The 23,096-nt window shown below is 65.7% G+C and carries 20 protein-coding genes; 11 read left to right on the top strand and 9 right to left on the bottom strand.

Going from position 1 to position 23,096, the window contains the following annotated elements:
* Positions 1-14: 14 nt before the first annotated feature.
* The 3 genes from ftsR (at position 15) to AC3ANU_RS14810 (ending at position 2,062) form a co-directional block, all read left to right on the top strand.
* Positions 15-731, top strand: coding sequence for a transcriptional regulator FtsR (gene ftsR / locus AC3ANU_RS14820; RefSeq protein WP_018763526.1), 717 nt, complete (start codon positions 15-17; stop codon positions 729-731).
* Positions 731-1,234, top strand: a complete 504-nt coding sequence (locus AC3ANU_RS14815; RefSeq protein ID WP_018771495.1) for a bifunctional nuclease family protein — start codon at positions 731-733, stop codon at positions 1,232-1,234. The genes ftsR and AC3ANU_RS14815 overlap by 1 nt, the downstream gene beginning before the upstream one ends.
* Positions 1,235-1,468: 234 nt before the next feature.
* Complete coding sequence (locus AC3ANU_RS14810; protein ID WP_018763528.1) at positions 1,469-2,062, top strand: MerR family transcriptional regulator; 594 nt, start codon at positions 1,469-1,471, stop codon at positions 2,060-2,062.
* A 74-nt stretch (positions 2,063-2,136) separates the two neighbouring features.
* Here the strand turns inward: AC3ANU_RS14810 and AC3ANU_RS14805 are convergent, their stop codons facing one another.
* Positions 2,137-2,955 (bottom strand): ParA family protein, encoded by an 819-nt coding sequence (locus AC3ANU_RS14805; protein ID WP_018771496.1) that lies wholly within the window; start codon positions 2,953-2,955, stop codon positions 2,137-2,139.
* Between the two features lie 302 nt (positions 2,956-3,257).
* Between AC3ANU_RS14805 and AC3ANU_RS14800 the strand changes: the two genes are divergently transcribed.
* Positions 3,258-6,656: a pyruvate carboxylase gene (locus AC3ANU_RS14800; RefSeq protein ID WP_018771497.1), complete on the top strand. Its 3,399-nt coding sequence runs from the start codon at positions 3,258-3,260 to the stop codon at positions 6,654-6,656.
* Positions 6,657-6,722: 66 nt separating this feature from the next.
* Here AC3ANU_RS14800 and AC3ANU_RS14795 read toward each other — a convergent pair whose 3' ends face one another.
* Positions 6,723-8,531, bottom strand: coding sequence for an AMP-dependent synthetase/ligase (locus AC3ANU_RS14795; RefSeq protein ID WP_056389730.1), 1,809 nt, complete (start codon positions 8,529-8,531; stop codon positions 6,723-6,725).
* A gap of 171 nt (positions 8,532-8,702) precedes the next feature.
* Between AC3ANU_RS14795 and AC3ANU_RS14790 the strand changes: the two genes are divergently transcribed.
* The gene (locus tag AC3ANU_RS14790; RefSeq protein WP_026266105.1) at positions 8,703-9,791 is read left to right on the top strand and encodes an ROK family glucokinase; all 1,089 of its coding nucleotides are present in this window, start codon (positions 8,703-8,705) and stop codon (positions 9,789-9,791) included.
* Positions 9,792-9,831: 40 nt separating this feature from the next.
* Here AC3ANU_RS14790 and AC3ANU_RS14785 read toward each other — a convergent pair whose 3' ends face one another.
* The 3 genes from AC3ANU_RS14785 to AC3ANU_RS14775 are packed head-to-tail and all read right to left on the bottom strand — an operon-like array spanning position 9,832 to position 12,006.
* Complete coding sequence (locus AC3ANU_RS14785; protein ID WP_018771500.1) at positions 9,832-10,428, bottom strand: hypothetical protein; 597 nt, start codon at positions 10,426-10,428, stop codon at positions 9,832-9,834.
* Positions 10,415-11,221: an alpha/beta hydrolase gene (locus AC3ANU_RS14780; protein WP_018771501.1), complete on the bottom strand. Its 807-nt coding sequence runs from the start codon at positions 11,219-11,221 to the stop codon at positions 10,415-10,417. Before AC3ANU_RS14780 ends, AC3ANU_RS14785 begins: the two co-directional genes overlap by 14 nt.
* On the bottom strand, positions 11,218-12,006 hold the full coding sequence (locus AC3ANU_RS14775; protein WP_018771502.1) for an alpha/beta hydrolase: 789 nt from the start codon (positions 12,004-12,006) through the stop codon (positions 11,218-11,220). The genes AC3ANU_RS14780 and AC3ANU_RS14775 overlap by 4 nt, the downstream gene beginning before the upstream one ends.
* Before the next feature lie 111 nt (positions 12,007-12,117).
* Here AC3ANU_RS14775 and AC3ANU_RS14770 point away from each other — a divergent pair, with 111 nt between their 5' ends.
* Positions 12,118-12,954, top strand: coding sequence for a lysophospholipid acyltransferase family protein (locus AC3ANU_RS14770; protein WP_026266106.1), 837 nt, complete (start codon positions 12,118-12,120; stop codon positions 12,952-12,954).
* 98 nt (positions 12,955-13,052) lie between these two features.
* The gene (locus AC3ANU_RS14765) at positions 13,053-14,444 is read left to right on the top strand and encodes a class II 3-deoxy-7-phosphoheptulonate synthase (protein ID WP_488314786.1); all 1,392 of its coding nucleotides are present in this window, start codon (positions 13,053-13,055) and stop codon (positions 14,442-14,444) included.
* A 65-nt stretch (positions 14,445-14,509) separates the two neighbouring features.
* On the opposite strand, the gene pknB is transcribed toward AC3ANU_RS14765, so the two are convergent.
* Positions 14,510-16,603 (bottom strand): Stk1 family PASTA domain-containing Ser/Thr kinase, encoded by a 2,094-nt coding sequence (gene pknB / locus AC3ANU_RS14760; protein WP_488314785.1) that lies wholly within the window; start codon positions 16,601-16,603, stop codon positions 14,510-14,512.
* 96 nt (positions 16,604-16,699) lie between these two features.
* Positions 16,700-18,085 carry a lytic transglycosylase domain-containing protein gene (locus tag AC3ANU_RS14755; protein ID WP_026266107.1) on the bottom strand — a complete coding sequence of 462 codons (1,386 nt, stop codon included), beginning with the start codon at positions 18,083-18,085 and terminating at the stop codon, positions 16,700-16,702.
* A 249-nt stretch (positions 18,086-18,334) separates the two neighbouring features.
* On the opposite strand from AC3ANU_RS14755, the gene AC3ANU_RS14750 reads away from it, so the two are divergent.
* On the top strand, positions 18,335-18,688 hold the full coding sequence (locus tag AC3ANU_RS14750; protein WP_026266108.1) for an Rv2175c family DNA-binding protein: 354 nt from the start codon (positions 18,335-18,337) through the stop codon (positions 18,686-18,688).
* Between the two features lie 9 nt (positions 18,689-18,697).
* On the opposite strand, the gene AC3ANU_RS14745 is transcribed toward AC3ANU_RS14750, so the two are convergent.
* On the bottom strand, positions 18,698-19,792 hold the full coding sequence (locus tag AC3ANU_RS14745) for a polyprenyl synthetase family protein (protein WP_056389738.1): 1,095 nt from the start codon (positions 19,790-19,792) through the stop codon (positions 18,698-18,700).
* Positions 19,789-20,310 carry a hypothetical protein gene (locus AC3ANU_RS14740; protein WP_018771509.1) on the bottom strand — a complete coding sequence of 174 codons (522 nt, stop codon included), beginning with the start codon at positions 20,308-20,310 and terminating at the stop codon, positions 19,789-19,791. The genes AC3ANU_RS14745 and AC3ANU_RS14740 overlap by 4 nt, the downstream gene beginning before the upstream one ends.
* A gap of 99 nt (positions 20,311-20,409) precedes the next feature.
* On the opposite strand from AC3ANU_RS14740, the gene dinB reads away from it, so the two are divergent.
* The 3 genes from dinB to mraZ all read left to right on the top strand — a co-directional run bounded on the left by dinB (position 20,410) and on the right by mraZ (position 23,076).
* Complete coding sequence (gene dinB / locus AC3ANU_RS14735; RefSeq protein WP_488314784.1) at positions 20,410-21,666, top strand: DNA polymerase IV; 1,257 nt, start codon at positions 20,410-20,412, stop codon at positions 21,664-21,666.
* Positions 21,667-21,932: 266 nt separating this feature from the next.
* Entirely contained in the window at positions 21,933-22,304 is a 372-nt protein-coding gene (locus tag AC3ANU_RS14730) for a DUF3040 domain-containing protein (RefSeq protein ID WP_018771511.1), read from the top strand.
* Between the two features lie 343 nt (positions 22,305-22,647).
* A complete protein-coding gene (gene mraZ, locus AC3ANU_RS14725) occupies positions 22,648-23,076 on the top strand; it encodes a division/cell wall cluster transcriptional repressor MraZ (protein ID WP_018763545.1) in 429 nt (142 codons plus the stop codon).
* The last annotated feature ends 20 nt before the right edge of the window (positions 23,077-23,096 follow it).

Raw genomic sequence — 23,096 nt, 5'->3', positions numbered from 1 at the left:
CGCTGCCTGTGGCAATGGCACAACCGGAACGCCGGGGCCCCCAGGTCCTGAACATTGGCGAAGTTCTCGCCCAGCTGAGCGCCGACTTCCCTGGCATGACCGCGTCGAAGATCCGGTTCCTTGAGGAAAAGGGACTGATCAACCCACGCCGCACCCCTGCCGGCTACCGCCAGTATTCCGACGGTGACGTGGAGCGGCTGCGCTTTGTACTGGCCCTGCAGCGGGACCAGTACCTGCCCCTGAAAGTCATCAAGGACTACCTTGACGCCATTGACAGGGGGGAACGGCCGGAGAACCTGCCTCCCGGCGTCGTGGTTTCCCCGCGCATAGTCTCCGACGAGCTGGCCGCCGAACTTCAGAACCGCGGCCGGAAACTGAGCGAGGAACAGCTCCGCACCGAATCCGGCGCCAGCGTGCCCCTGCTGCAGTCGCTCCTGAGCTTCGGCCTCATCAGCCACAGCAACGGCCAGTTCGACGAACATGCCCTCCAGGTGGCCCGCGCGTGCGTCCAGCTGGAAAGCCACGGGCTGGAACCAAGGCACCTGCGGCCTTTCCAGGCCGCGGCCGAACGGGAATTCGGCCTGGTGGAACGCGCTGTGGCGCCGCTTGCCTCGCGCAAGGACTCTGCATCACAGGCGCGCGCGGCAGAGGCGGCCCGCGAGATCAGCGATCTTTGCCTCACCCTGCACCGGGCCCTGGTGCAGGACCACATCTCACGCATGGACATCTGATGATTGAAGTCGAGATTGTAGGCGTTCGCATCGAACTGCCTTCAAACCAGCCGCTGGTCCTGCTCAAGGAGATGCACGGCGAACGCCACGTCCCCATTTGGATCGGCACCCCGGAAGCCAGCGCCATCGCCCTTGCCCAGCAGGGTGTGGTCCCGCCCCGGCCCATGACCCATGATCTCCTGGTGGACGTCGTGGAGTCCCTGGGCCACTCAGTGGTCAGTGTCAACATCGTCGCGGTGGAGGACAACATCTTCTACGGGCAGCTGCAGTTCGAAAATGGGACCACGGTGAGCTCGCGGGCGTCTGATGCCCTTGCGGTGGCGCTCCGCGCCAAGTGCCGGATCTGGTGCGCCGACTCCGTGATGGATGAGGCCGGCGTCCGCATCACTGAGCACGACGAAGGCGAGGATACAGAGCCCGGCCCCACCGTGGATGAGGAGCGCGAACTGCGCCGCTTCCGTGAGTTCCTTGACGATGTGGAACCTGAGGATTTCGACGGCTAAGGTCACGTTAAGGTTAAAGTTAAGCCTGAAAGTTTCGACACGCCTCTTCCAACCCCCGAAGGTCTTTGACCTGGGGACCTGCCGGGCCTAACGTCGAAGTATCAAGTTCCCTTGCTTACGGCAGCCGCGCAAGTCACACTGGAAAGTGCGCCCCGCGGAATAATTACACGCATGGTCTTCATGCCAAGGCTTGCCGTTACAAGTTCCCGGGAGCGTACGACAAGGAGGATCCAGGTGAGTCCCAAAGGCGAAGCAGGCGGGCTGAAACAGCCCACGGCTGGTGTTGCTGTGCCCGTGAGCGGTGCCCAGGGCCTCCTGTTCACCGAGGACCTTCCCGTACTGGACGAGGACGCCGGCTACCGCGGTCCTACGGCCTGCAAGGCAGCAGGCATTACTTACCGCCAGCTCGATTACTGGGCCCGGACGGGCCTGGTTGAGCCGGCCGTCCGCGGCGCGGCAGGATCCGGCTCCCAGCGGTTGTACGGATTCAGGGACATCCTGGTGCTCAAGGTGGTCAAGCGGCTCCTCGACACCGGCGTTTCCCTTCAGCAGATCCGCACCGCCGTTGAACACCTCCGGGAACGCGGCGTCGAGGACCTGGCCCAGATCACGCTCATGAGCGACGGCGCCAGTGTCTACGAGTGCACGTCCGCGGACGAAGTCATTGATTTGGTGCAGGGCGGCCAAGGCGTTTTCGGCATTGCCGTGGGACGCGTCTGGCGCGAGGTGGAAGGCAGCCTCGCGTCCCTGCCCAGCGAGCATGCCGCCGAGCAGTCCTTTCCGGACGATGAACTGAGCAAGCGGCGCGCCGCCCGGAAGATCAGCTGACTGGTTCTTACACGTAAACAATCAGGGCGGCCCTCCAGCTGGAGTGCCGCCCTGATTCTTTAAGACGTGAGGTCCTAGCGGGCGCGGCTGCGCAGACCCTTGCCGGACGCCATCAGGGTGGACAGCAGTTCGTCGAACAAACCGGCCGCGGACTTGGCTGAATCCCCGGGCCAGTGGTGGACGGGGTGCGCCGCGCCCTGGATCTGCTGCCAGTTGGCCTGTTCGGGAATCCGCGGGCTCAGCAGGAGTTCGCCGAACATGGACTCCATCTCCGCCAGGCGGTAGGTGTGCTCGGAAGAGCCGCTGCGGACGCGGTTGGCCACGATGCCCGCCGGTGACAGATTGGGCGCAAACTCCTGCTTGAACAGCTGGATGGCCCGCATGGTGCGTTCCGTGCCGGCAACCGAGAACAGGCCAGGTTCGGCAACCAGGGCGACCTTGTCGCTGGCAGCCCACGCCATGCGCGTCAGGCCGTTGAGCGACGGCGGGCAATCGATGAGGACAAGCTGGTACTCTTCCGCGCCGGCGAGCACGGCGGAAAGCCTGCGGAGGTCCCGGCGGCCAAGGTCCGGCCGGTCGTAGATTCCGGTGTAGGCAGAGCCGACGGCGACATCCAGGACAGCGGGCCCGGCGCCGTTGGAGGGGGTGCGGTCAGCCCAGCTGCTGCGCACCACGTTCCCGGCCAGTTTCGCCCTTCGTGGGCTCTTCAGCATCCGGCCGATATCCAACTGGTCGCCCGGCTGAACGCCGAGGGCCGTGGTGGCGTCGGCGTGCGGATCCAGGTCCACCACCAGCGTGCGGACTCCGGCGGCAAGCGCCGCAGACGCCAATCCTGTGGTGACGGAAGTCTTGCCGACTCCACCCTTGAGGCTGCTGATGCTGACTACTTGCACTTGAGAGACCAAAACCTAACGCCGGATGCCGTGTTGGGGGTAATGTTTGCCTCGGCAGAGCCGAAGCCGGACGGTCCTGCCGCCCTACTCATCATATGTTGATGCGTCGGCGAATCCTGCTTTACCGGGCGTCGGCATGGCACCGACTGTGCTGCCGGGGCGGTTTCCGCCAGCCAGGCTGAAAGCGATCGGGACATGACGGGAAAATCTGTGACTGTTGCCACAAAGATTTGTGTTTGTCCTTGTAGGTCCTAGACACTGTGACCACTCATCGATCCACCCCGCAATGATGCAGGAGAAGCATGTTTTCCAAAATTCTGGTGGCCAACCGCGGTGAAATCGCGATCAGGGCCTTCCGCGCCGGCTACGAGCTGGGCGCCAAGACCGTTGCCGTTTTTCCCCAAGAGGACCGAAACTCGATCCATCGCCAGAAAGCGGACGAGGCGTACCTGATTGGCGAGGAAGGCCACCCCGTCCGGGCATACCTCGACGTCGCAGAAGTGGTACGGGTGGCCAAGGAGTCCGGCGCGGACGCCATCTACCCGGGCTACGGCTTCCTGTCGGAAAACCCGGACCTGGCGCGTGCGGCCAAGGAAGCCGGCATCACCTTCGTGGGTCCGCCCGCCGAGGTGCTGGAGCTTGCGGGCAACAAGGTTGCCGCCCTGAAGGCGGCCCGCGAGGCGGGTGTGCCGGTCCTGAAGTCCAGCGAGCCGTCCAAGGACCTGGACGAGCTCCTGGCCGCGGCCGATGAGATCGGATTCCCCATCTTCGCCAAGGCTGTGGCAGGCGGCGGCGGCCGCGGCATGCGCCGCGTGGATACCCGCGAGGCCCTGCCCGAGGCATTGAAATCGGCCATGCGCGAAGCGGACGCGGCGTTCGGTGACCCCACCATGTTCCTGGAGCAGGCTGTCCTGCGCCCGCGGCACATCGAGGTGCAGATCCTCGCGGACGCCGAAGGCAACGTCATGCACCTTTTCGAGCGCGACTGTTCCATCCAGCGGCGGCACCAGAAGGTCATCGAGATCGCTCCGGCCCCCAACCTGGATGAAGGCATCCGCCAGGCCCTCTACCGCGATGCGGTGAAGTTCGCCAAGGCCTTGAACTACGTCAACGCCGGTACCGTCGAGTTCCTGGTGGACACCGAGGGCGAGCGGGCAGGCCAGCACGTCTTCATCGAAATGAACCCGCGCATCCAGGTGGAGCACACGGTCACCGAGGAAGTCACGGACGTGGACCTGGTCCAGGCCCAGATGCGGATCGCCTCCGGCGAGACCCTCGCCGACCTTGGCCTGTCACAGGACTCCGTCAAGCTGCGCGGCGCAGCACTGCAGAGCCGCATCACCACGGAAGATCCCGCAAACGGTTTCCGGCCCGACGTTGGAAAGATCACCGGTTACCGTTCGGCCGGCGGTGCCGGCGTGCGGCTGGACGGCGGTACGGTCTACTCCGGCGCCGAAATCAGCCCCCACTTTGATTCCATGCTGGTCAAGCTCACCTGCCGCGGCCGGGACTACCCGGCAGCAGTGGCCCGGGCCCGCCGTGCCCTGGCCGAATTCCGCATCCGCGGTGTCTCCACGAACATCCCCTTCCTCCAGGCAGTGCTGGACGATCCCGACTTCATCGCCGGGGATGTGGCCACGAACTTCATTGACCAGCGCCCGGAATTGCTCAAGGCCCGCGTTTCGGCAGACCGCGGCACGAAGCTCCTCACCTGGCTGGCCGACGTCACCGTCAACAAGCCCAACGGTGAATTGACCGTGCACTCCAATCCCGCCCGGAAGCTGCCTGACGTAAAAGGCATAACGGCAGCACCGGGTTCGCGCCAGAAACTCCTCGAGCTGGGGCCGGAAGGCTTCGCGAAGGCGCTGCGGGAGCAGAACGCCGTGGCCGTCACGGACACCACCTTCCGCGATGCGCACCAGTCCCTGCTGGCCACCCGCGTCCGCACCCGGGACCTCGTTGCCGCCGGTCCGGCCGTCACGGCGCTCCTTCCACAGCTGCTGTCCGTGGAAGCCTGGGGTGGAGCAACCTATGACGTCGCGCTGCGCTTCCTGGGGGAGGACCCCTGGGACCGGCTCGCTGCCCTGCGCGCCGCCATGCCGAACGTCTGCATCCAAATGCTGCTGCGCGGCCGGAACACCGTTGGCTACACACCGTACCCGGAGGAGGTCACCGAGGCGTTCGTCAACGAGGCGGCCGCCACCGGCATCGACATTTTCCGCATTTTCGACGCCCTGAACGACGTCAGCCAGATGGCACCGGCCATCCGTGCCGTGCGCGCCACCGGCACCGCCGTCGCCGAGGTGGCCCTCTGCTACACGGGCGACATGCTGGACCCGGAGGAGAAGCTCTACACGCTGGACTACTACCTCCAGCTGGCACAGAAGATCGTCGACGCCGGAGCCCACATCCTGGCGATCAAGGATATGGCCGGCCTGCTCCGTCCCGCAGCTGCCGCCAGGCTCGTGGCTGCCCTCCGCGAACGGTTCGACCTGCCGGTCCACCTGCACACGCACGACACCGCCGGTGGCCAGCTGGCCACGCTGCTGGCCGCCGTCGACGCGGGTGTGGATGCCGTGGACGTTGCTTCCGCATCCCTGGCCGGCACCACGAGCCAGCCCTCGGCGTCGGCCCTTGTCGCCGCCCTTGCCCACACTCCACGGGACACCGGCATCAGCCTGGACGCCGTCAGCTCGCTCGAGCCGTACTGGGAGGCCGTCCGCCGCGTGTACGCACCGTTCGAGTCGGGCCTGCCCGGCCCCACCGGCCGCGTGTACAAGCACGAGATCCCGGGCGGCCAGCTGTCCAACCTGCGCCAGCAGGCCATGGCGCTGGGGCTGGGGGAGCGGTTCGAAGCCATCGAGGACATGTACACCGCCGCGGACCGCATCCTGGGGCATCTGGTCAAGGTGACGCCGTCGTCTAAGGTAGTGGGCGACCTTGCCCTGCACCTGGTGGGCCTGAACGCCGATCCCGCTGATTTTGAGGCGAATCCGCAGAATTACGACATTCCGGACTCCGTGATCGGCTTCCTGTCCGGCGAGCTCGGTGATCCTCCCGGAGGCTGGCCGGAGCCCTTCCGCACCAAGGCCCTCCAAGGCCGCAGCGTGAAAGTCCGCGACGTGGAACTCAGCGCCGAGGACAGCGCCGCACTGAAGTCTGATTCCAAGACCCGCCAGCGCACGCTGAACCGGCTGCTCTTCGACGGTCCCACCAAGGATTACCTGAAGAGCGTGGAGACCTACGGCAACATCTCCGTGCTGGATACCCGCGACTACCTTTACGGGCTGCAGCGCGGCACCGAGCACGAGATCCAGCTGGAGCGCGGTGTCCGGCTGATTGCTTCCCTGGAGGCGGTCTCGGAGCCGGACGAGAAGGGCATGCGCACCGTCATGTGCACCCTCAACGGCCAGTCCCGCCCGGTCATGGTGCGCGACCGGTCGGTGGTCAGCAACGTCAAGGCCGCCGAGAAGGCCGATCCCGCCCAGCCCGGGCAGGTGGCCGCACCGTTCGCAGGTGCCGTTACCGTCACGGTCAAGCCCGGCGATTCCGTCAACGCGGGTGACACGGTGGCAACCATCGAGGCCATGAAGATGGAGGCGTCCATCACGACGCCGGTGGGCGGCAAGGTTTCCCGCCTGGCCATCTCAGCGGTGGAGCAGGTCCAGGGCGGGGACCTGCTGCTGGTCATCGAAGAGTAGGGTAAGGCTGCACAACAAAGGAAGGGTCCTTCACAAGGTGAAGGACCCTTCCTTTGTTGTGGGACGTCAGGAACGCGGCGCGGAGTACATCTCCTCGATGACGGTTTCGAAGTCCTTCATCACCTGCGCCCGCTTCACCTTCATGGAGGGGGTCAGGTGCCCTGAGGCTTCGGTGAAGTCTGCCGGGACGATGCGGAAGGACTTGATGGCCTCGGCCTGGGAAACCGAGGTGTTTGCCGCGGTAATCAGGTCCTGCACTGCTGCCTTCACTACCGGGTTGCCCGCCGCCTGCTCAAGGGTGGTGTCCGCCGGAAGGCCGTGGCGCTGGAGCCACCCTGGCAGCGCTTCCTGGTCGAGGGTCACCAGGGCCCCGATGAACGGCCTGTTGTCACCCACCACCAGGACCTGCGACACCAGGGCGTCGGCACGGATCTGGTCTTCGAGCAACGCGGGGATGACGTTCTTGCCGCCCGCGGTGACGATGATCTCCTTCTTGCGGCCGGTGATCCAGACGAAGCCTTCATCGTCCAGCCGGCCGATGTCACCGGTGTGGAACCAGCCATCGGTGAACGCCTCTGCTGTGAGGTCGTCCCGCCGGTAGTAGCCCCGCATCACGCAGACCCCCTTGGCCAGGATCTCGCCGTCGTCGGCAATCTTCACGGCGTTTCCCGGGAGGGGCTTGCCCACCGAACCGATCTTGATCCGGGACGGGGTGTTGACCGTGATGGGGGCGGTGGTCTCGGTGAGGCCATAGCCCTCCAGCACCTGCATCCCGATGCCCTGGAAGAAGTGTCCCAGCCGCTCGCCAAGCGGGCCGCCGCCGGACACCGCGTGGGCAACGTGTCCGCCCATCGCCGCCCGCAGCTTGCCGTACACCAGTTTGTCGAACAGTGCGTGCCGCAGCTTCAGGCCCAGTCCCACGTGTCCGTTCTGGCGGGCTTTGGAAAACGCAATGGCAGTTTCGGCGGCGCGGTGGAAGATGGCGCCCTTGCCGCCGTCCTCCGCCTTGGTCAGCGCGGAGTTGTAGACCTTTTCAAAGACCCTGGGCACCGCAAGGATGAATGTCGGCTCGTAGCTTTGCAGGTCGGCCAGGAGGTTCTTGATGTCCGGAGTGTGGGCCACGGTGGTACCGGCCGCCATGGCCAGCACCGAAATGAAGCGGGCAAACACGTGGGCCAGCGGGAGGAACATGATGGTCTTGGCGTTCTCGTGGACGATTTCACCGATGATGGCCAGTGCGTTGTCGGACAGCTCCACAAAGTTGCCGTGCGTGAGTTCGCAGCCTTTGGGACGCCCTGTGGTGCCCGACGTGTAAATGATCGTGGCAATGTCGTGGAGGCCGGCTGCACTGCGTCGTGACTCCAGCTCTTCATCGCTGACGTCGCGGCCTGCCTCGCGAAGGCTGTCGAGGCCTTGGCCCTCGAGTTGCCACACATGCTGCACTGCCGTGAGTCCTTCGGCGGTGACGGCCTGCCGGATGACGTTTTCGTGATGGGCGGACTCGCCGAATGCCGCCACAGCGCCGGAATCGCCCAGGTTCCAGGCAACCTGGGAAGGGGACGAGGTTTCATAGATGGGCACCGACACAGCCCCGGCGAACCAGATGGAGAAGTCCACGAGTGCCCACTCGTAACGGGTGCGGGACATGATGCCAACGCGGTCGCCCGCCCCCACCCCACTGGCGATGAGCCCCTTGGCCAGCGCCTTCACGTCGGCGAGGAACTCGGTGGCGGACACGTCGCGCCACGAGCCTGCGGAGTCCAGGCGGGAAAACAGTGCCGGGTTGCTGGGCTTGGCTGCCTGCCGCAGCACCAGGTCGGTGATGTTGGTTTCCGGAGGGACAACAACCAGGGGCGGAACACTGAATTCGCGCACTATAGCTCCTTTGATATCTGAAGTCCCGCGCAGGGGTTTGCCTAAAGACTAGTACCCCTGCCGGAACTGTGCAGTACACAAACCTACTGGCGAGTAACTTAGCCGTCAATGGGCGCTGCATGGGGGACTGTATGTCAAGACAATCCTTCCGCCCGCCTAGAATGGTGCACTATGTACGGACCGTCGTCCGGCGATCAGGCCGGCCCCCTCAAAAGACCAGCGCCCTGGCGCCGCCGTCCCGCCACGTACCGCGCCGGACAGTTGCACGGAAGTGTGGGCGGGCACCTTCGCCTTGGCCGCAAGGGGCTGGCCATCGGCATAGACATCGGGGGGACCAAGGTGGCCGCCGGGGTGGTGGACGCGGAAGGCAGGATCCTCAGTGAAGCCCGCCGGTCCACCCCGGGCACCGACCCACGGGCAGTGGAGCAGGTCATCGTGGAACTGGTGGAGGAACTCGGCCGGGGGCACCGCATCTGGTCCGTGGGCATCGGTGCTGCGGGGTGGATGGACCTGGCCGGTGGAACCGTGCTCTTCAGCCCGCACCTGGCCTGGCGCAACGAACCGCTGCGTGAGAACCTCCAGCGGCTCCTCCGCCGTCCGGTGTTGCTGACCAACGACGCCGACGCCGCGGCCTGGGCCGAATGGCGCTTTGGCGCCGGGCAGGGAGAGGACCGGCTGGTCTGCATCACGCTGGGCACCGGCATCGGGGGCGCCATGGTGATGGACGGCAGGGTGGAACGTGGCCGGTTCGGCGTGGCAGGGGAGTTCGGCCACCAGATCATCATGCCCGGAGGCCACCGCTGCGAATGCGGCAACCGCGGATGCTGGGAACAATACGCCTCCGGCAACGCCCTGGGCCGCGAAGCCAGGCTGCTCGCCCGGTCGAACTCGCCGGTGGCCCACGACCTGCTGGCAGCCGTGGGCGGACATCCCGAGGCCATCACCGGAGCCATCGTGACCGAACTGGCCCTGGCCGGCGATCCCGCCTCACGGGAGCTGATCGAGGAAGTTGGCGAATGGCTCGGCCTGGGGCTGGCCAACCTGGCGGCGGCGCTGGACCCGGGCCTCTTCGTTATCGGCGGCGGGCTCTGCTCGGCGGGCGACCTGCTGGTGGAGCCGGCCCGCAAAGCGTTCGCGCGGAACCTGACGGGCCGCGGATTCCGCCCGGCCGCAGGGATCGAGTTGGCGGCCCTGGGCCCCAACGCGGGCCTCATCGGCGCGGCCGACCTTTCGCGCGTCAGCAGCCGCGTCCGCAATTGACGACGGCGGCTGGTCCGGCGGTGGCCCAGGAGGAGCTGCGCTAGACCCTCGCGCCGTCGTCGTCGCCGTTCTTTTCTTCGGGCAGCTTCATGATCAGGTACACCGTCCCCAGCACGAACACGGCAACAATGCCGACGATGGCCAGCAGGGGCGCCGTGCGCCAGAACATTGCCGACAGCAGCAGCGCCACCGGTCCACCTACGGCGCCGAGCCAGGCCAGCATGGTCAGGGGATCGGTGCCGGCCAGGCTGGGCGGTTCCTCCGGCACGAACTCCTCGCCGTCGTCGTCCACCTCATAGTCCCGCGGTCCCTCCGGGGACCCGCTTGCCGTAGGACCGTCCGGCCCACCTGACGCCTGGCGCTGCGCCGCAGACGGTTCGGCCGGCGGCCTCCCGGCCAGGCCCAAGGGATCGAAGTCGCGGAAGGAGGACGGGCCAGGCGTTTCGGGCGCGGTAGGTCCACTTCCGGTGGGCGCAGTTTCATTGGGCACAATCCCGGTGGGCGGTTGCTCCCCGGATACAGGAGTGTCGGGCCGAATGGCCACGGTGTCCGATTCGAGCCGCGCCACCAAGTCAAGCCATACGGCGTCGTCCTGGTTGGCACCCTGGTCCGGCTGCTCCGAATCAGGCCTGTTCACTGCGGACCTCCTGTCCCGGTCCGGCCGGGCTGGCGGGCCCGGATGCCAGCACGCGGCGGATAAAGTCCACCGACCCCTCGAAGATGCGGTCGGCGTCGTTGTCCAGCGTGGCGACGTGGTAGCTGTTCTCCAGCCGGACCACTTCCAGGGGCGCGTGTGCCAGGCCCCGCCGGAGGACATCCATGCTGGCATCGGACACCACGTGGTCCACAGCGGAACGGTACACCTGGACAGGTGCCGTGACCCGTGGGAGGAGCCGGACAGTGTCCTTGAACATTTTGTTGAGCTCATGGGCCGCGGCCACAGGGGTGCGGGCATACGCGCCCTCGTCCACACCTGCCTTGAGGATGTCATTGCCGATGGACGGGGTGCTTTTCAGCACCAGTTTGAGGAGCCCGGCCAGCGACGCCCGGGGATCGTCAATCACCAGGCCGGGGTTCACCAGGAGGACTCCGGCGACCGGCCGGGTGGCCGCGATGCGCAGGGCCAGGGCCCCGCCCATGCTAAGGCCCGCCGCGAAGACCTGGTCACACTCGGCGTCCAGTTCCAGGAAGGCGTCATCCAGGGCGCCGTGCCATTGCTGCCAGCGGGTTCGGGCAAGGTCCTGCCAACTGGTCCCGTGGCCCGGCAGCAGCGGCATCCGGACGGCGAAACCGGCCGCGGCGAAGGCCATGGCCCAGGCGCGCAGGCCATGGGGGCTCCCCGTGAAGCCGTGGGACAGGACGACTCCCGTGCGGGGCCCTTCGCCGCTGAAGGCACTGCTGAAGGGGCTGTGGTCCGGACCGGACGTCATGTCGTCTCCAAGGTGCTGGTGCGGCGGGCGTGGGCGGCGACGAATTCTGCCGACCGGGCGAAAATTACGGGCGCGTCAACGTCAAGAGTAGCCACATGTCCGCTGCTGGCAAGGTCCGTCACTTCCGCGAGGTGTCCGGCCAGCCCTTTGCGCAGCAGCGCCAGCGATGTTGGCGGAACAACGGCGTCAGTGCGCGACTTGAAGACCTGGACCGGGGCGTCCACCCGGGGCAGGCCGCGCACTGCCGCCCCGAACAGTTTCTTCAGCTCATGCACGGCAGCCAGCGGAGTCAGCGAATAGTCGCCGTCGTCCGTCGCGGGTGCCGTGGGTTGGTCCTCCTGAATGGGAACCGTGGTCCGCTGGAAGTATTTGAGGAGTCCTATGATCCGCACCCGCCGGTCGTAGAAGCTCAGCCCGGGGTTGACCACACTGACACCGGCCACGTGGTGGCGGGACGCCGCAAGCAGTGCAATGGCACCGCCCATGGACAGACCCGCGGCGAAGCAGGCATCGGTGCGCCCCGAGAGATCCAGGAGGGCCGTTTCGTAGCTGCGGTACCAGTCTTTCCAGCTTGTCCGCGCAAGCTGGCGCCAGTCCGTGCCGTGCCCCGGCAGCAGGGGGACGGATACGGCGTACCCCAGCTCCGCCAGGTGCTGCGCCCACGGCATGATGCTCAGCGGACTGCCCGTGAAGCCGTGGCATATGGCTACCCCGATGCGGGCATTGGCCCCGTGGCCTGGATAACTGAAAGCGGCCGGCCGGGTCGGGATGCTGCTTTCAGTCATGACTCCATCGTGTCACTGTTCCCGCCAAATCTCACTAGAGTAGGGTTGCATTGACTCGCTGGCCAGGCCCGACGCAGGGCCCGGGGGCTGCCTTCCGGAGAGGTTCACCACGTGTTCTATTGGGTTATGAAAAGGATCTTCCTCGGTCCGGTGATCAAGCTGCTGTTCCGGCCTTGGGTCAAGGGCCTGGACAATATTCCCGCGCAGGGGGCCGCCATCATCGCCTCCAACCACCTTTCATTCTCCGATTCCATCTTCATGCCACTCATGGTGCGGCGGCCCGTGGTCTTCCTGGCCAAGTCCGAGTACTTCACGGGCACCGGAATCAAGGGCAGGCTGACTGCCGCGTTCTTCCGCCTCACCAACCAGTTGCCCATGGACCGGTCCGGAGGCGCTGCCTCTGCCGCATCCCTGAATGCCGGGATGGAAGTACTTAACGCAGGCGGCCTGCTGGGCATTTACCCCGAGGGCACGCGCAGCCCCGACGGGCGGTTGTACCGCGGCAAGGTGGGCGTGGCCAGGCTGGCCCTGCAGGCCGGCGTCCCAGTGATTCCGGTTGCCATGATCGGCACTGACAAGGTCCAGCCCATCGGCAAACGGCTGCCCAACATCCGCCGGATCGGGATGATCTTCGGCGAACCGCTGGACTTCAGCCAGTACCGTGAGCAGGCAGAGGACAGGACGGTCCAGCGCAAGGTCACGGATGAGATCATGTCCCAGCTGATGAGGCTTTCCGGGCAGGAGTACGTGGACGAGTACGCCGCCGTGGTGAAGCTTCGGCTCGCCGGCAAGCCCGGAGAACCCGTGGCTGCAGCCGAACCGCTTGCCGCTCCGGTGGCCGCCGACAATGGTTTTGTCCCGGAGCCAGGCGCCGGAGGACCGTCCGTACCGCAGCCCGGTGCCCGCGACGACGCCGGGGACGACGCCGGAACATCGGCGACGGGGTAGCCGGACCTTCCACGGGGCGCGCCGCAGTTGTGACGGCGGCGGCGGTCAGCGTGACGGCCAGGTGCCCGGTGGTGCCGCCCTGCCGTTAGTCTTAGAGGGTGACTGAGCTATCTGCAAAACCCGCCTTTTCGCTGTCCAGCACCGCCCAGAGCGGAGCGGCAAACTATCCCGGACTGGACCACTGGCGGGACCTTCCCATTTCCCAGCAGCCCAGTTGGCAGGACCGGGATGTATTTGAGGCTTCGGTGAAGGAACTCTCCGTCCTGCCGCCGCTGGTGTTCGCCGGCGAAGTGGACGTGCTGCGCGAGCGCCTGGCTGCTGCCGCCCAAGGCAAGGCGTTCCTGCTGCAGGGCGGTGATTGCGCCGAAACATTCGAGGCCGCCACGGCTGACAAGATCAGCGCCCGGGTCAAAACCATCCTCCAGATGGCCGTGGTGCTTACCTACGGCGCAGCAATGCCGGTTATCAAGATGGGCCGGATGGCCGGCCAGTTCGCCAAGCCCCGCTCCTCCAATGACGAAACCCGTAACGGAGTGACCCTGCCCGCCTACCGCGGCGACATCGTCAACGGCTACGACTTCACCCCCGATTCACGCGGCCACGACGCGTCGAGGATGCTGCGTGCCTACCACACTTCCGCATCCACGCTGAACCTCATCCGGGCCTTCACCCAGGGCGGCTTCGCGGACCTGCGCTCCGTGCACCAGTGGAACAAGGGCTTCACCGAGAACCCGGCCCACGCCCGCTATGAGTCGCTGGCCCGCGACATCGACCGGGCCATCAAGTTCATGGCGTCCTGCGGCGCCGATTTCGAAGCACTTAAGCGGGTTGAGTTCTTCGCAAGCCACGAGGCCCTGCTGCTCGACTACGAACGCGCCCTCACCCGCATCGACTCCCGCACCGGCTTCCCGTACGACACTTCGGCCCACTTCCTCTGGATCGGGGAGCGCACCCGCGAGCTGGACCACGCCCACGTCGACTTCCTTTCACGGGTGCGCAACCCGATCGGCGTCAAGCTCGGGCCGTCCACCACCGGTGATGACGCCCTCCGCCTGATCGACAAGCTGGATCCGGACCGCGAACCCGGCCGGCTCACCTTCATTACCCGTATGGGCGCCGGCAACATCCGCGAAAAACTGCCGGCCGTCGTCGAAAAGGTCACCGCCTCCGGCGCGCAGGTCCTGTGGGTGACGGACCCCATGCATGGCAACACCGTCACGTCGCCCAACGGTTACAAGACGCGCAATTTCGACGACGTCATTGACGAGGTGCGCGGTTTCTTCGAGGTGCACCACGGGCTGGGGACGGTACCGGGCGGCCTGCACGTCGAGATGACCGGCGATGACGTCGCGGAGTGCCTGGGTGGCGCGGACCCGATCGACCAGGAGGCCTTCCTGGACCGCTACGAGTCCGTCTGCGATCCCCGCCTGAACCACATGCAGTCCCTTGAGATGGCGTTCCTGGTGGCCGGCGCCCTCGCCAAGCACTAGGACCAGGGCAGTAAAAGGGTGGGCCGGCACTGCCGGCCCACCCTTTTTCATTGAAAGACAAGGGGCTACACCACGGTGATGGTGATGACTGAGCCCTCCGGAACTTCCCGGTTCACCGGCGACTGGTCCCTCACCGTGCCGAAGAAGCCGCCCAAAATGTTGTTCACCCGGACCTGGAAGCCGAGTGCTTCCAGCGCCTTGCGCGCTTCAGTTGCCTGCTTGCCGATGTAGCTCGGCACCGCCACCATCCTGGGGCCCTTGGAAATGGTCAGGGTAACAGTGCCACCCCGGGTCAGTGTCCCGTTGGCGGGGGACTGGCTGACGACGGCGCCCTCCGGGATGTTCCGGTCAAACACCGCCTCCGGGGCTACTTTGGCAGTGAGGCCTGCTGCCTTCAGTGCCGCCACGGCGTCGTCCCCGGATTTCCCGACCACCGAAGGGACGGCGATGGGCTGCGGGCCCTTGGAAACCACGATCGCAACGGGGGTGCCGTGGCGGGCAGGCGTGCCCGCGGCAGGGTCCTGCGACATGACGGTTCCAGCAGCCGCCTGTTCATCGAACTGTTCAGTGACAGTGCCCAGGGCCATGCCATCGGAGTTGAGGGAGGTCTTCGCCTCAGACAAGGTTCCGCCCGTGAGTTTCGGCAAGGGAAAAAGCTGGGGACCTTTTGAAACCAGCAGGGAAACCGGCTGGAACTTCCGGATCTCCGTCCCCGCGGCGGGGTCCGTGCCCACTACCAGCCCGGTGGGCACCTCGTCGTCGAAGACATCGCTCGTAGTGGAGCGGAAGCCCACTCCGCCCAGCAACTGCTGGGCCTGCGCCACAGTCTTGTTGGCGACCGCCGGTACGGCGGCCGCGGCGCCCGGACCCATTCCGAAAAACCAGCCGGCGCCCGTCGCCAGGAGTGCGGCGATGATGAGGACCAGGACCCAAAGGATGCCGCGGCGGCGGGGATTTCCCTCCCGAAGCGTGCGCACCGGCGTGGCAGCGGCAAGGGCGCGGAGTTTCCCGCTTTCCTTGTCCGCCCGGCGCTGGGCCCGCTTGCCCAGCCGCGGCGGCGGGGGAGACCATCCGCTGTCCGCATCGTCGTCGTCGGGCAATGCTAATCCGGGCCGTTGGTGATATGGCACCTGGGCGGCAGGGCCCGCCGATGCCGACGGGGCCGGTGCCTCCTGCCGGCCGGGCGGGTAGGCAGGGGCGGCGGGCCGGGCGGGAGGCATCAGCGTTGTGGGGTTGCTGCGCCGTGCCAGGACCTCGGTCTGGTGCTGGGACGCGGCGGCAGCGGCTGCAGGAGGCAGCAGGTCCAGTTCGGCATCAGTGAGGTTGGTCCGGATGTGGCGCAGTTCCTGCAGCAGGGCATTGCCGTCCACCGGCCGGTTTTCCGGATCATTGGCAGTACACCACTGCACCAGTTCGTCCACTTCCCCGGCCAGCCCCGGCACCAGGTCCGATGGCGGGCCCACGGTTCCGTTGACGTGCTGGTAGGCCACCTGGATGGGGACTTCGCCCTCGAACGGCTGCCTGCCGGTCAACATCTCATACAGCATGATGCCCACGGAGTAGACGTCGCTGCGGGCGTCTGCCGGCTTGCCCAGGACCAGTTCCGGGGAGATATAGGCCACCGTTCCGAGCAGGGCCCCGGTGCTGGTTGAACTGGTAACGGCACGGGCAAGTCCAAAGTCGCCTATTTTGATCCTGCCGTCATCGGCGATCAGGACGTTCTCAGGCTTGACGTCACGGTGGATAAAGCCGGCAGCGTGTGCCGCGCCCAGGCCCTCCACCACCGGATCGATCAGTGCCAGCGCCAGCCGGGGAGGCAGGGCACCCCTTTCCCTGAGAACGTCCCTCAGCGTGTGGCCCTTGATGTACTCCATTACGAGGTAGGCCGTGTTGCCGTCATTGCCCTGGTCAAGGACACCCACCACGTGCGGATGCGACAGCCGGGCGGCCGCCTTTGCCTCCCGGCCCAGCCGGTCCAGGAAGTTCCCGTCAGCAGCGAGGTGGGGGTGCAGCACCTTCAGCGCCACCTCACGGTCCAGCCTTTGGTCTATGGCCAGGTAGACGGTGGACATTCCGCCACGGGCAAGCCTGGAGGTGACTGCATAACGGTTGTCCACCAGGGTCCCTGCAACTGGGTCTGACACGTGTTCCTGCACCATACGATCCTAATCCCGCAGCAAAACGCGTCCGACACGAAAACGGGTCCGAACCGGTAACGGTTCGGACCCGCACTCAGGAACTGGCCGGCGGCCCGCTCAGCCGAAGTTCTTCTGGTGCGCCTTGATGGCAGCGAGGTAGGCCTTGGTGTCGTCGTACATGCCGTACTTGCTCACCGAGTACTGGCCCTGGTAGTACCCGGCAATGGCGGTGTCCTGGTCCTTGCTGGTGGCCAGCAACTGCCGGATGATGGCGATGCCGGCTGTGGCATTGTCGTAGGGGTCCAACAGGTTCAGCTTCCGGCCCACCAGGTCTGAGGCCCACTGCCCGGAACTGGGAATGACCTGCATGGTGCCGATGGCGTTGGCCGGTGACACGGCGCGCTGGTTGAAACCGGATTCCTGGAAGGCGAAGGCGAGGGCCAGGGAAGGATCCACTCCCATCCGGCGTGCCGTATCGGCAACGATGTTCTTCATTTCATCCCGCGAGGGAACGGGGGAGGCGTTCAGCAGGGCCTTGTTTTCATTGGCCGAGCTGACCACGGCAGCCGGGTAGCTGAAGCCCAGGAAGGAGCTGGGCACCAGGGGCGCGGCAGCAGGCTGCGGGGCCGCAGCAGCCGGCTGCGGATCCGACTGGCCGGAGCCGCCGGGAATGGCCAGCTTGCTGCCAGGGTAGATGATGCTGGTCATGCCCAGCTTGTTCGCCGAGAGCAGGTCAGACAGCTTTACCCCGTGCCGGGATGCAATCGCCGACAGCGTGTCTCCGGCTTTGATCGTGTAGGAGCCGGTTGCCGGTGCTGAGGTGGCGGCCAGCGCAGGTGCGGCCGGGGCGGGGGCCGGGGCCGCCGCGGGAGCAGGCGTGGAATCGCCGCCACCCACCTTGATCTTCTGCCCCGGGTAAATGATGGAGCGCATGGAGAGATTGTTCCAGGTGAAGACGTCGGAAAGGGCTACGTTGTGCTTTGCTGCGATCGCACCGAGGGTGTCGCCCGGCTTCACCGTGTACGTTGCTCCACCAGCAGGGGCCGGAGCAGCCGGGGCAGCCGCAGGTGCGGGGGCCGCAGGTGCAGCCGAACCGGACAGCTTTAGTTTCTGCCCCGGGTAAATGATGGTGTTGGCCTGCAGGTTGTTCAGCTTGAGGATTTCGCCGGTATCCAAGCCGAAGCGGCCGGCAATCGCGCTGACGGTGTCGCCGCGGGCAATCGTGTACTCCGCAGGTGCCGCCGGCTGTGCGGGCTGGAAGGCGGCCGGGATGGTGGTGGATACCACGGCGGCGGGAATCACCGTTCCGGCTGCCTTCGCTGCAGCCTGGGCCTTCATGGCTGCTGCGAGGCTGCTGGGGATGTTCCGTGCGGGCTGCTGTGCTGCGGCAGGTTGGGCGAGGGCCAAGGATGACAATACGACCGCTGGCAGCGCCGCTGTGGTGGCGGCAATCATCGGCAGACTCGGCTTGGGGGGCTGCTTTGGCGAGCGGGACGTCGTCATCGGAAGGAATCCTCTTCTCAACTGCGGGTGCGGACGCGGACGGGGATGCCGCTGTCAATCTTGATACTACTGTGACTCAAGTTATTAGTGTTACAAATGTTATGAGTGTGAATCTCTCATGAATTAGCGGATAGCACAAGAATTTTGGGATTCCCCGTAATGCCCTCTTTTCGGGAGTGTCCGCAGGCCAGGAGCGGAATGGAATGCTCCGACTAGGCGCGGGGGTGCGCAGCGTGGCAACCTTGATCCGTGAATAACGTAGAAAACCTGGTGGGCGAGTGGCTGCCACTGCCCGACGTCGCCCGTTTATTGGATGTCTCCATCACCAAGGTCCACAGCCTGATTGACGAACATGCCCTCGCTGCATTGCGCGTTGGGGAACGGAAGATCCGGTCGGTTCCAGCGGAATTCATCCAGGACGGCCAGGTAGTGGACAGCCTTAAGGGGACCATCGTGGTGCTGGCAGATGCCGGCTATTCGGACGAGGACCTTATTGGCTGGCTGTTCACCGCCGACGAATCCCTGCGCGGCCGCCCCATCGATGCCCTTCGGGAAGGGCGCAAGACCGAAATCAGGCGCAGGGCCCAGACTCTGGCCTGGTAGCTGCCGCTTTCAGGAGGCTCGGCTGACGGTAGCTTCAGCCAGCTTCCGAAGGGCGGTCTTGGGCAGCTCGTCCAACGGAAGCCCGTCAAGGGCATCGAATGCTGCCGCGCCGAATTCATTGATAAGGACTTCCGTGGCCTGCAGCGCGCCGGAATCCTCGATAATCCGTCGAATTTCGACGATGTCGGATTCGGACAGATCGGGCCTGCCCAGGCTGGCATCGATGAACGCGGACTCTTCCGGCGAAGCCTGGTCCAGGGCGAGGGCCACCAGAACGGTCCGCTTCCCTTCACGCAAATCATCGCCGGCCGGCTTGCCTGTGGTCAGCGGATCCCCGAACACGCCCAGGACGTCGTCGCGGAGCTGGAAGGCCTCGCCCAGCGGGAGGGCGAACGCTGAATAGCCGCGGAGCAGGTCATTGGACGCTCCGGCCAAAGCTCCGCCCAACGCCAAGGGGTGCTCGGTGGAGTACTTGGCACTCTTGAACCGGATGATCGATTGCGCCCTGCCAACGGCACCGGCGCGGTCCCGGACCGGTCCGGCCACTTCCTCCAGGATGTCCAGGTACTGTCCGGCCATGACCTCGGCGCGCATGAGGTTGAAGATGAGCCTGGCCCTGCTGCCCGACGCGGCCGGCTCGCCGATGTCGGTGAACGCCTCCTCGCTGAAGGACAGGCAAAGGTCGCCGGCAAGGATCGCTGCGGCCTGCCCAAACCGTTCGCTGTCCAGCGCCCAGCCCTGCGATGTGTGCAGCTGGCTGAAGCGGCGGTGCACGCTGGGACCGCCCCGCCGGGTGTCCGAACGGTCGATGATGTCGTCGTGGATCAGGGCGGCAGCCTGGAACAGCTCGAGGGCTGCCCCGGCCGTGACCACCTGGCCTGATCCGGCCTCGCCGCCTGCACCCCGCCATCCCCAATAGCACATCAGGGCGCGGAGGCGTTTTCCGCCGGTCACCAAATTCGAGATGGAACCCATGATGGGCTCGATGTCCGGGGAAATGCCGGACATCACCGACTGGCGTGCGGTCAGGAAGCTGGTCAGCTCGCCGGCAACTCCTGCCACAAAATCAGCCTGTTCATTCCTCAACTGCTCCGCGGCCGTCACTTGGCTGACTCAGCTGCCACGTTGGCCCCGATGGTGAAAGTGGAAACACCGGCGGCTTCCACCACGGAGAGGTTCACGGTCTCGTTGTCACCGCGGACGAAATCCTTGGAAGCCACCGCGCCCACCTTGTCCCCGGGAACGGCCTTGAAGCCCTGGCCTTCCAAAGCCTTGGAATAGAAGTCCATCACGGAGGCAGTGGGCGCCGTGACAGTACCCACGAGGGCTGCAGTGGCGGGCGCTGAGGCCTTGTCAAAGCTGCTGGACACCACCGTTGCCCCCGGCATCAGGGGCAGGAGTTGCTGGGGGAAGCCCGCCACGACGGCGCCCACGGTTGCGGACGTGTTGGGCGACGCCGAGGGGCTGGGGGAGGCGGTCACAGTGGATTGGGTCGCGGCGACGGATGCGGACCGGGACGGCTCTGCCTGGCCGGACGGGGTCTGGCATGCCGCCAGGGTAAGTGCCCCGATGGCGGCAAGCGCGGCCAGGCCAGCTGGCTTGAAGTTTCCAATAGCCGTCACAGAGACTTTCCTCCTGGTGTTGTTGGCGGAACCAGCCTCCAGTTTAGCCAGCCTCCCCTGCCGCCCTGACAAACCTGCAGTCTCCGGTGAACCGATAGGATGGGATCCGTGGGGCCCGCAGGTACGAACCAGCCAACCGCCGCGCGCCCTCCGGGCCGCCGGCCCTCGTGCATCATGCACGTGGACATGGACGCTTTCTTTGTTTCAGTGGAACTCCGGACGCGCCCCGAGCTCCGGGGCAAGCCCGTCATTGTTGGCTTCCCCGGGGAACGCTCGGTGGTCCTCTCAGGGTCATACGAGGCCCGCGCCTTCGGTGTGAAGTCGGCGATGCCCATGGCCGTGGCCATGCGCATGTGTCCGCAGGCGGTGGTCATTGAACCCCGGCACAAGCTGTACTACGAGGTGTCCGGGCAACTGATGGCCATCTTCGAATCCATCACGGGGCTTGTGGAGCCGCTCAGCGTTGACGAGGCCTTCCTGGACGTCACGGGGGCGCTGCGGCGGCTGGGCCCGCCCAGGGGAATCGGCGAGCTCATCCGGCGGCGCGTGGCAGCGGAACTGGGCATTACTGCATCCGTGGGAATTGCGGAAACCAAGTTCGTGGCGAAGATCGCTTCAACCCGCTGCAAGCCCGACGGCCTGCTGCTCATCGGGCCGGACGAAACCGTGCCCTATCTTCACAGCCTTCCGGTAGGCGCCCTTTGGGGCGTCGGCGCCAAGACCGGAGAGGTGCTTGCCAAGATGGGAATCAGGACGGTGGCGGACGTGGCGGCGACGCCGGTGTCGTACTTGAAGAAGGTACTGGGGGCAACGGGGGAGCACGTGCACCAGCTTGCCTGGGGCATCGATCGCCGTCCCGTTACCCCGGTACGGCTGGAAAAGAGTATCGGCGCCGAAGAGACCTTCGCCGTGGACACCGCCGATGACGCCCTCCTTCGCCGGGAACTGCTGCGGCTCTCCCACCGCACCGCCGCGCGCCTGCGGAGCTCCGGAATGGTTGCCCGGACCGTGGCGCTGAAGCTGCGCTTCGCCGACTTTTCCACCATCACGCGCAGCAGGACAGTCCAGACTCCGGTGGACAGTGCCCAGCTGATCTACGCAGTGGTCATCCAGCTCCTGGAGTCGCTCGGGACCCGGGCCATGGCTGTGCGGCTGGTGGGAGTAAGGGCTGAGCAGCTGGAGGAAGCTGCAAGGACCTCGCTCCAGCTGAGCATCGACCGCAGGGATGACAACTGGCGGGCAGCCGAGCAGGCACTGGACGAGGTGACGCGCAAATTCGGCAGCAAATCCGTCCTGCCCGCCCGCCTGATGGAGCACGAAAGCCGGCCGGGAGACAGTTCCCAGCGGCCCGCCTGAGTGCCCGCCGGAGGGGTCCGGCAAAGTCATTGCCGTCTTTCAGATCAGCCCTCAACAATCTATCCTTATAGATACATAGTTTTCGAGTGAATGGACTTACTGCCGGACCCTCTTGGACATGCTCCCGCTCCCGCGTACGCGTGCTGCGTTCCTGTTCTGGCCACTGTCGGCCAGGCGGGAACTTTCCAGCAACAGCAGGCGTTTCAAGGGAAGTAGAAGTAGTGGCTGGGATCAGCCCGGACGTTGGCCTACAAAAGGAGGTCGTGATGCCGCTGTCGGAGCACGAACAGAAGCTGCTTGAGCAGCTTGAGAAGCAGCTTCACGAGGACGACCCGAAGTTCGCGAACTCAATGGGTTCGGACCCGGGACGTTCCTGGTCCACGAGGCATGTGGTTATTGGGGTCCTTTGCGCACTTGCCGGCGTCTTCCTGCTACTGGTGGGGGTCACCCTCCAGAACATCTTTGTCGGCGTCCTGGGCTTCGTGGTGATGGGCGGTGGGGTGTACTTCGCCACCATGCGCAGTTCCCGCGGGACGGCCGCGTCAAAGGCCGGCGGCGGAAAACCGGGCAAGCAGCGCAGTTCTTTCATGAGCAACCTCGAAGAGCGCTGGGACGAGCGCCGCAGGGGTGAACCCTAAACAGCCGGGACCTCCGGGTACCAGGCTCCTCCATTTCTCTCCCCCTCGAGGAGGGGGACTGCACGAAAAGACCCGCTGCGGCGGGTCTTTTCGTGTTTAACGGCAATTCCGCCGTCCGGGCGGCCCTGGGACTCCGGTTCGCCCCGCCCGGAGCAAAAAGTCCTCCACTTTCCACCACGGCCTGGATTCCGCGCCATTTCAAGGACCATTTCCCATAAATTACCTGCTCACATGGCAGTTTCGCGTTGACTGTGGTGGAAAGTGGAGTAATGTGGAGGACATAAGAGGGTGGTTGCAACATTAGGGGATGTGCAGTTCCTGACTACGGACAGGCGGTGGGCCAGTGTTTCTGGGCACACACTCGCCGCGTCTGGATGAAAAGGGACGGATCATTCTCCCCGCCAAGTTCCGCGAGGAGCTTGCCAGCGGCCTGGTGCTCACGAGGGGCCAGGAACGTTGCATCTACGTCTTCAGCGAGAAGGAATTTGCACGGGTCCACGAGCAAATGCGGGAGGCGCCAATCTCCTCCAAGCAGGCACGTGACTATATCCGCGTATTTCTCTCTGGAGCCTCTGACGAGGTACCTGACAAGCAGGGGCGCGTGACCATTCCACCGGCGCTCCGGGAGTATGCAGGACTCGGAAGGGAACTTGCCGTCATCGGCGCCGGTACCCGCGCCGAGATCTGGGACGCCCAGGCTTGGAATGAATACCTTGCGGAGAAGGAAACAGCCTTTTCCGAAACTGACGATCCCATTCCGGGCATTCTCTGAATTCCGGAGCGGGGCGGCAG

The organism is Arthrobacter sp. SDR-2R (genome assembly GCF_057747955.1).
The sequence above is the reverse complement of the archived record's forward strand: the minus strand, read 5'-3'. Positions and strand labels throughout refer to the sequence as shown.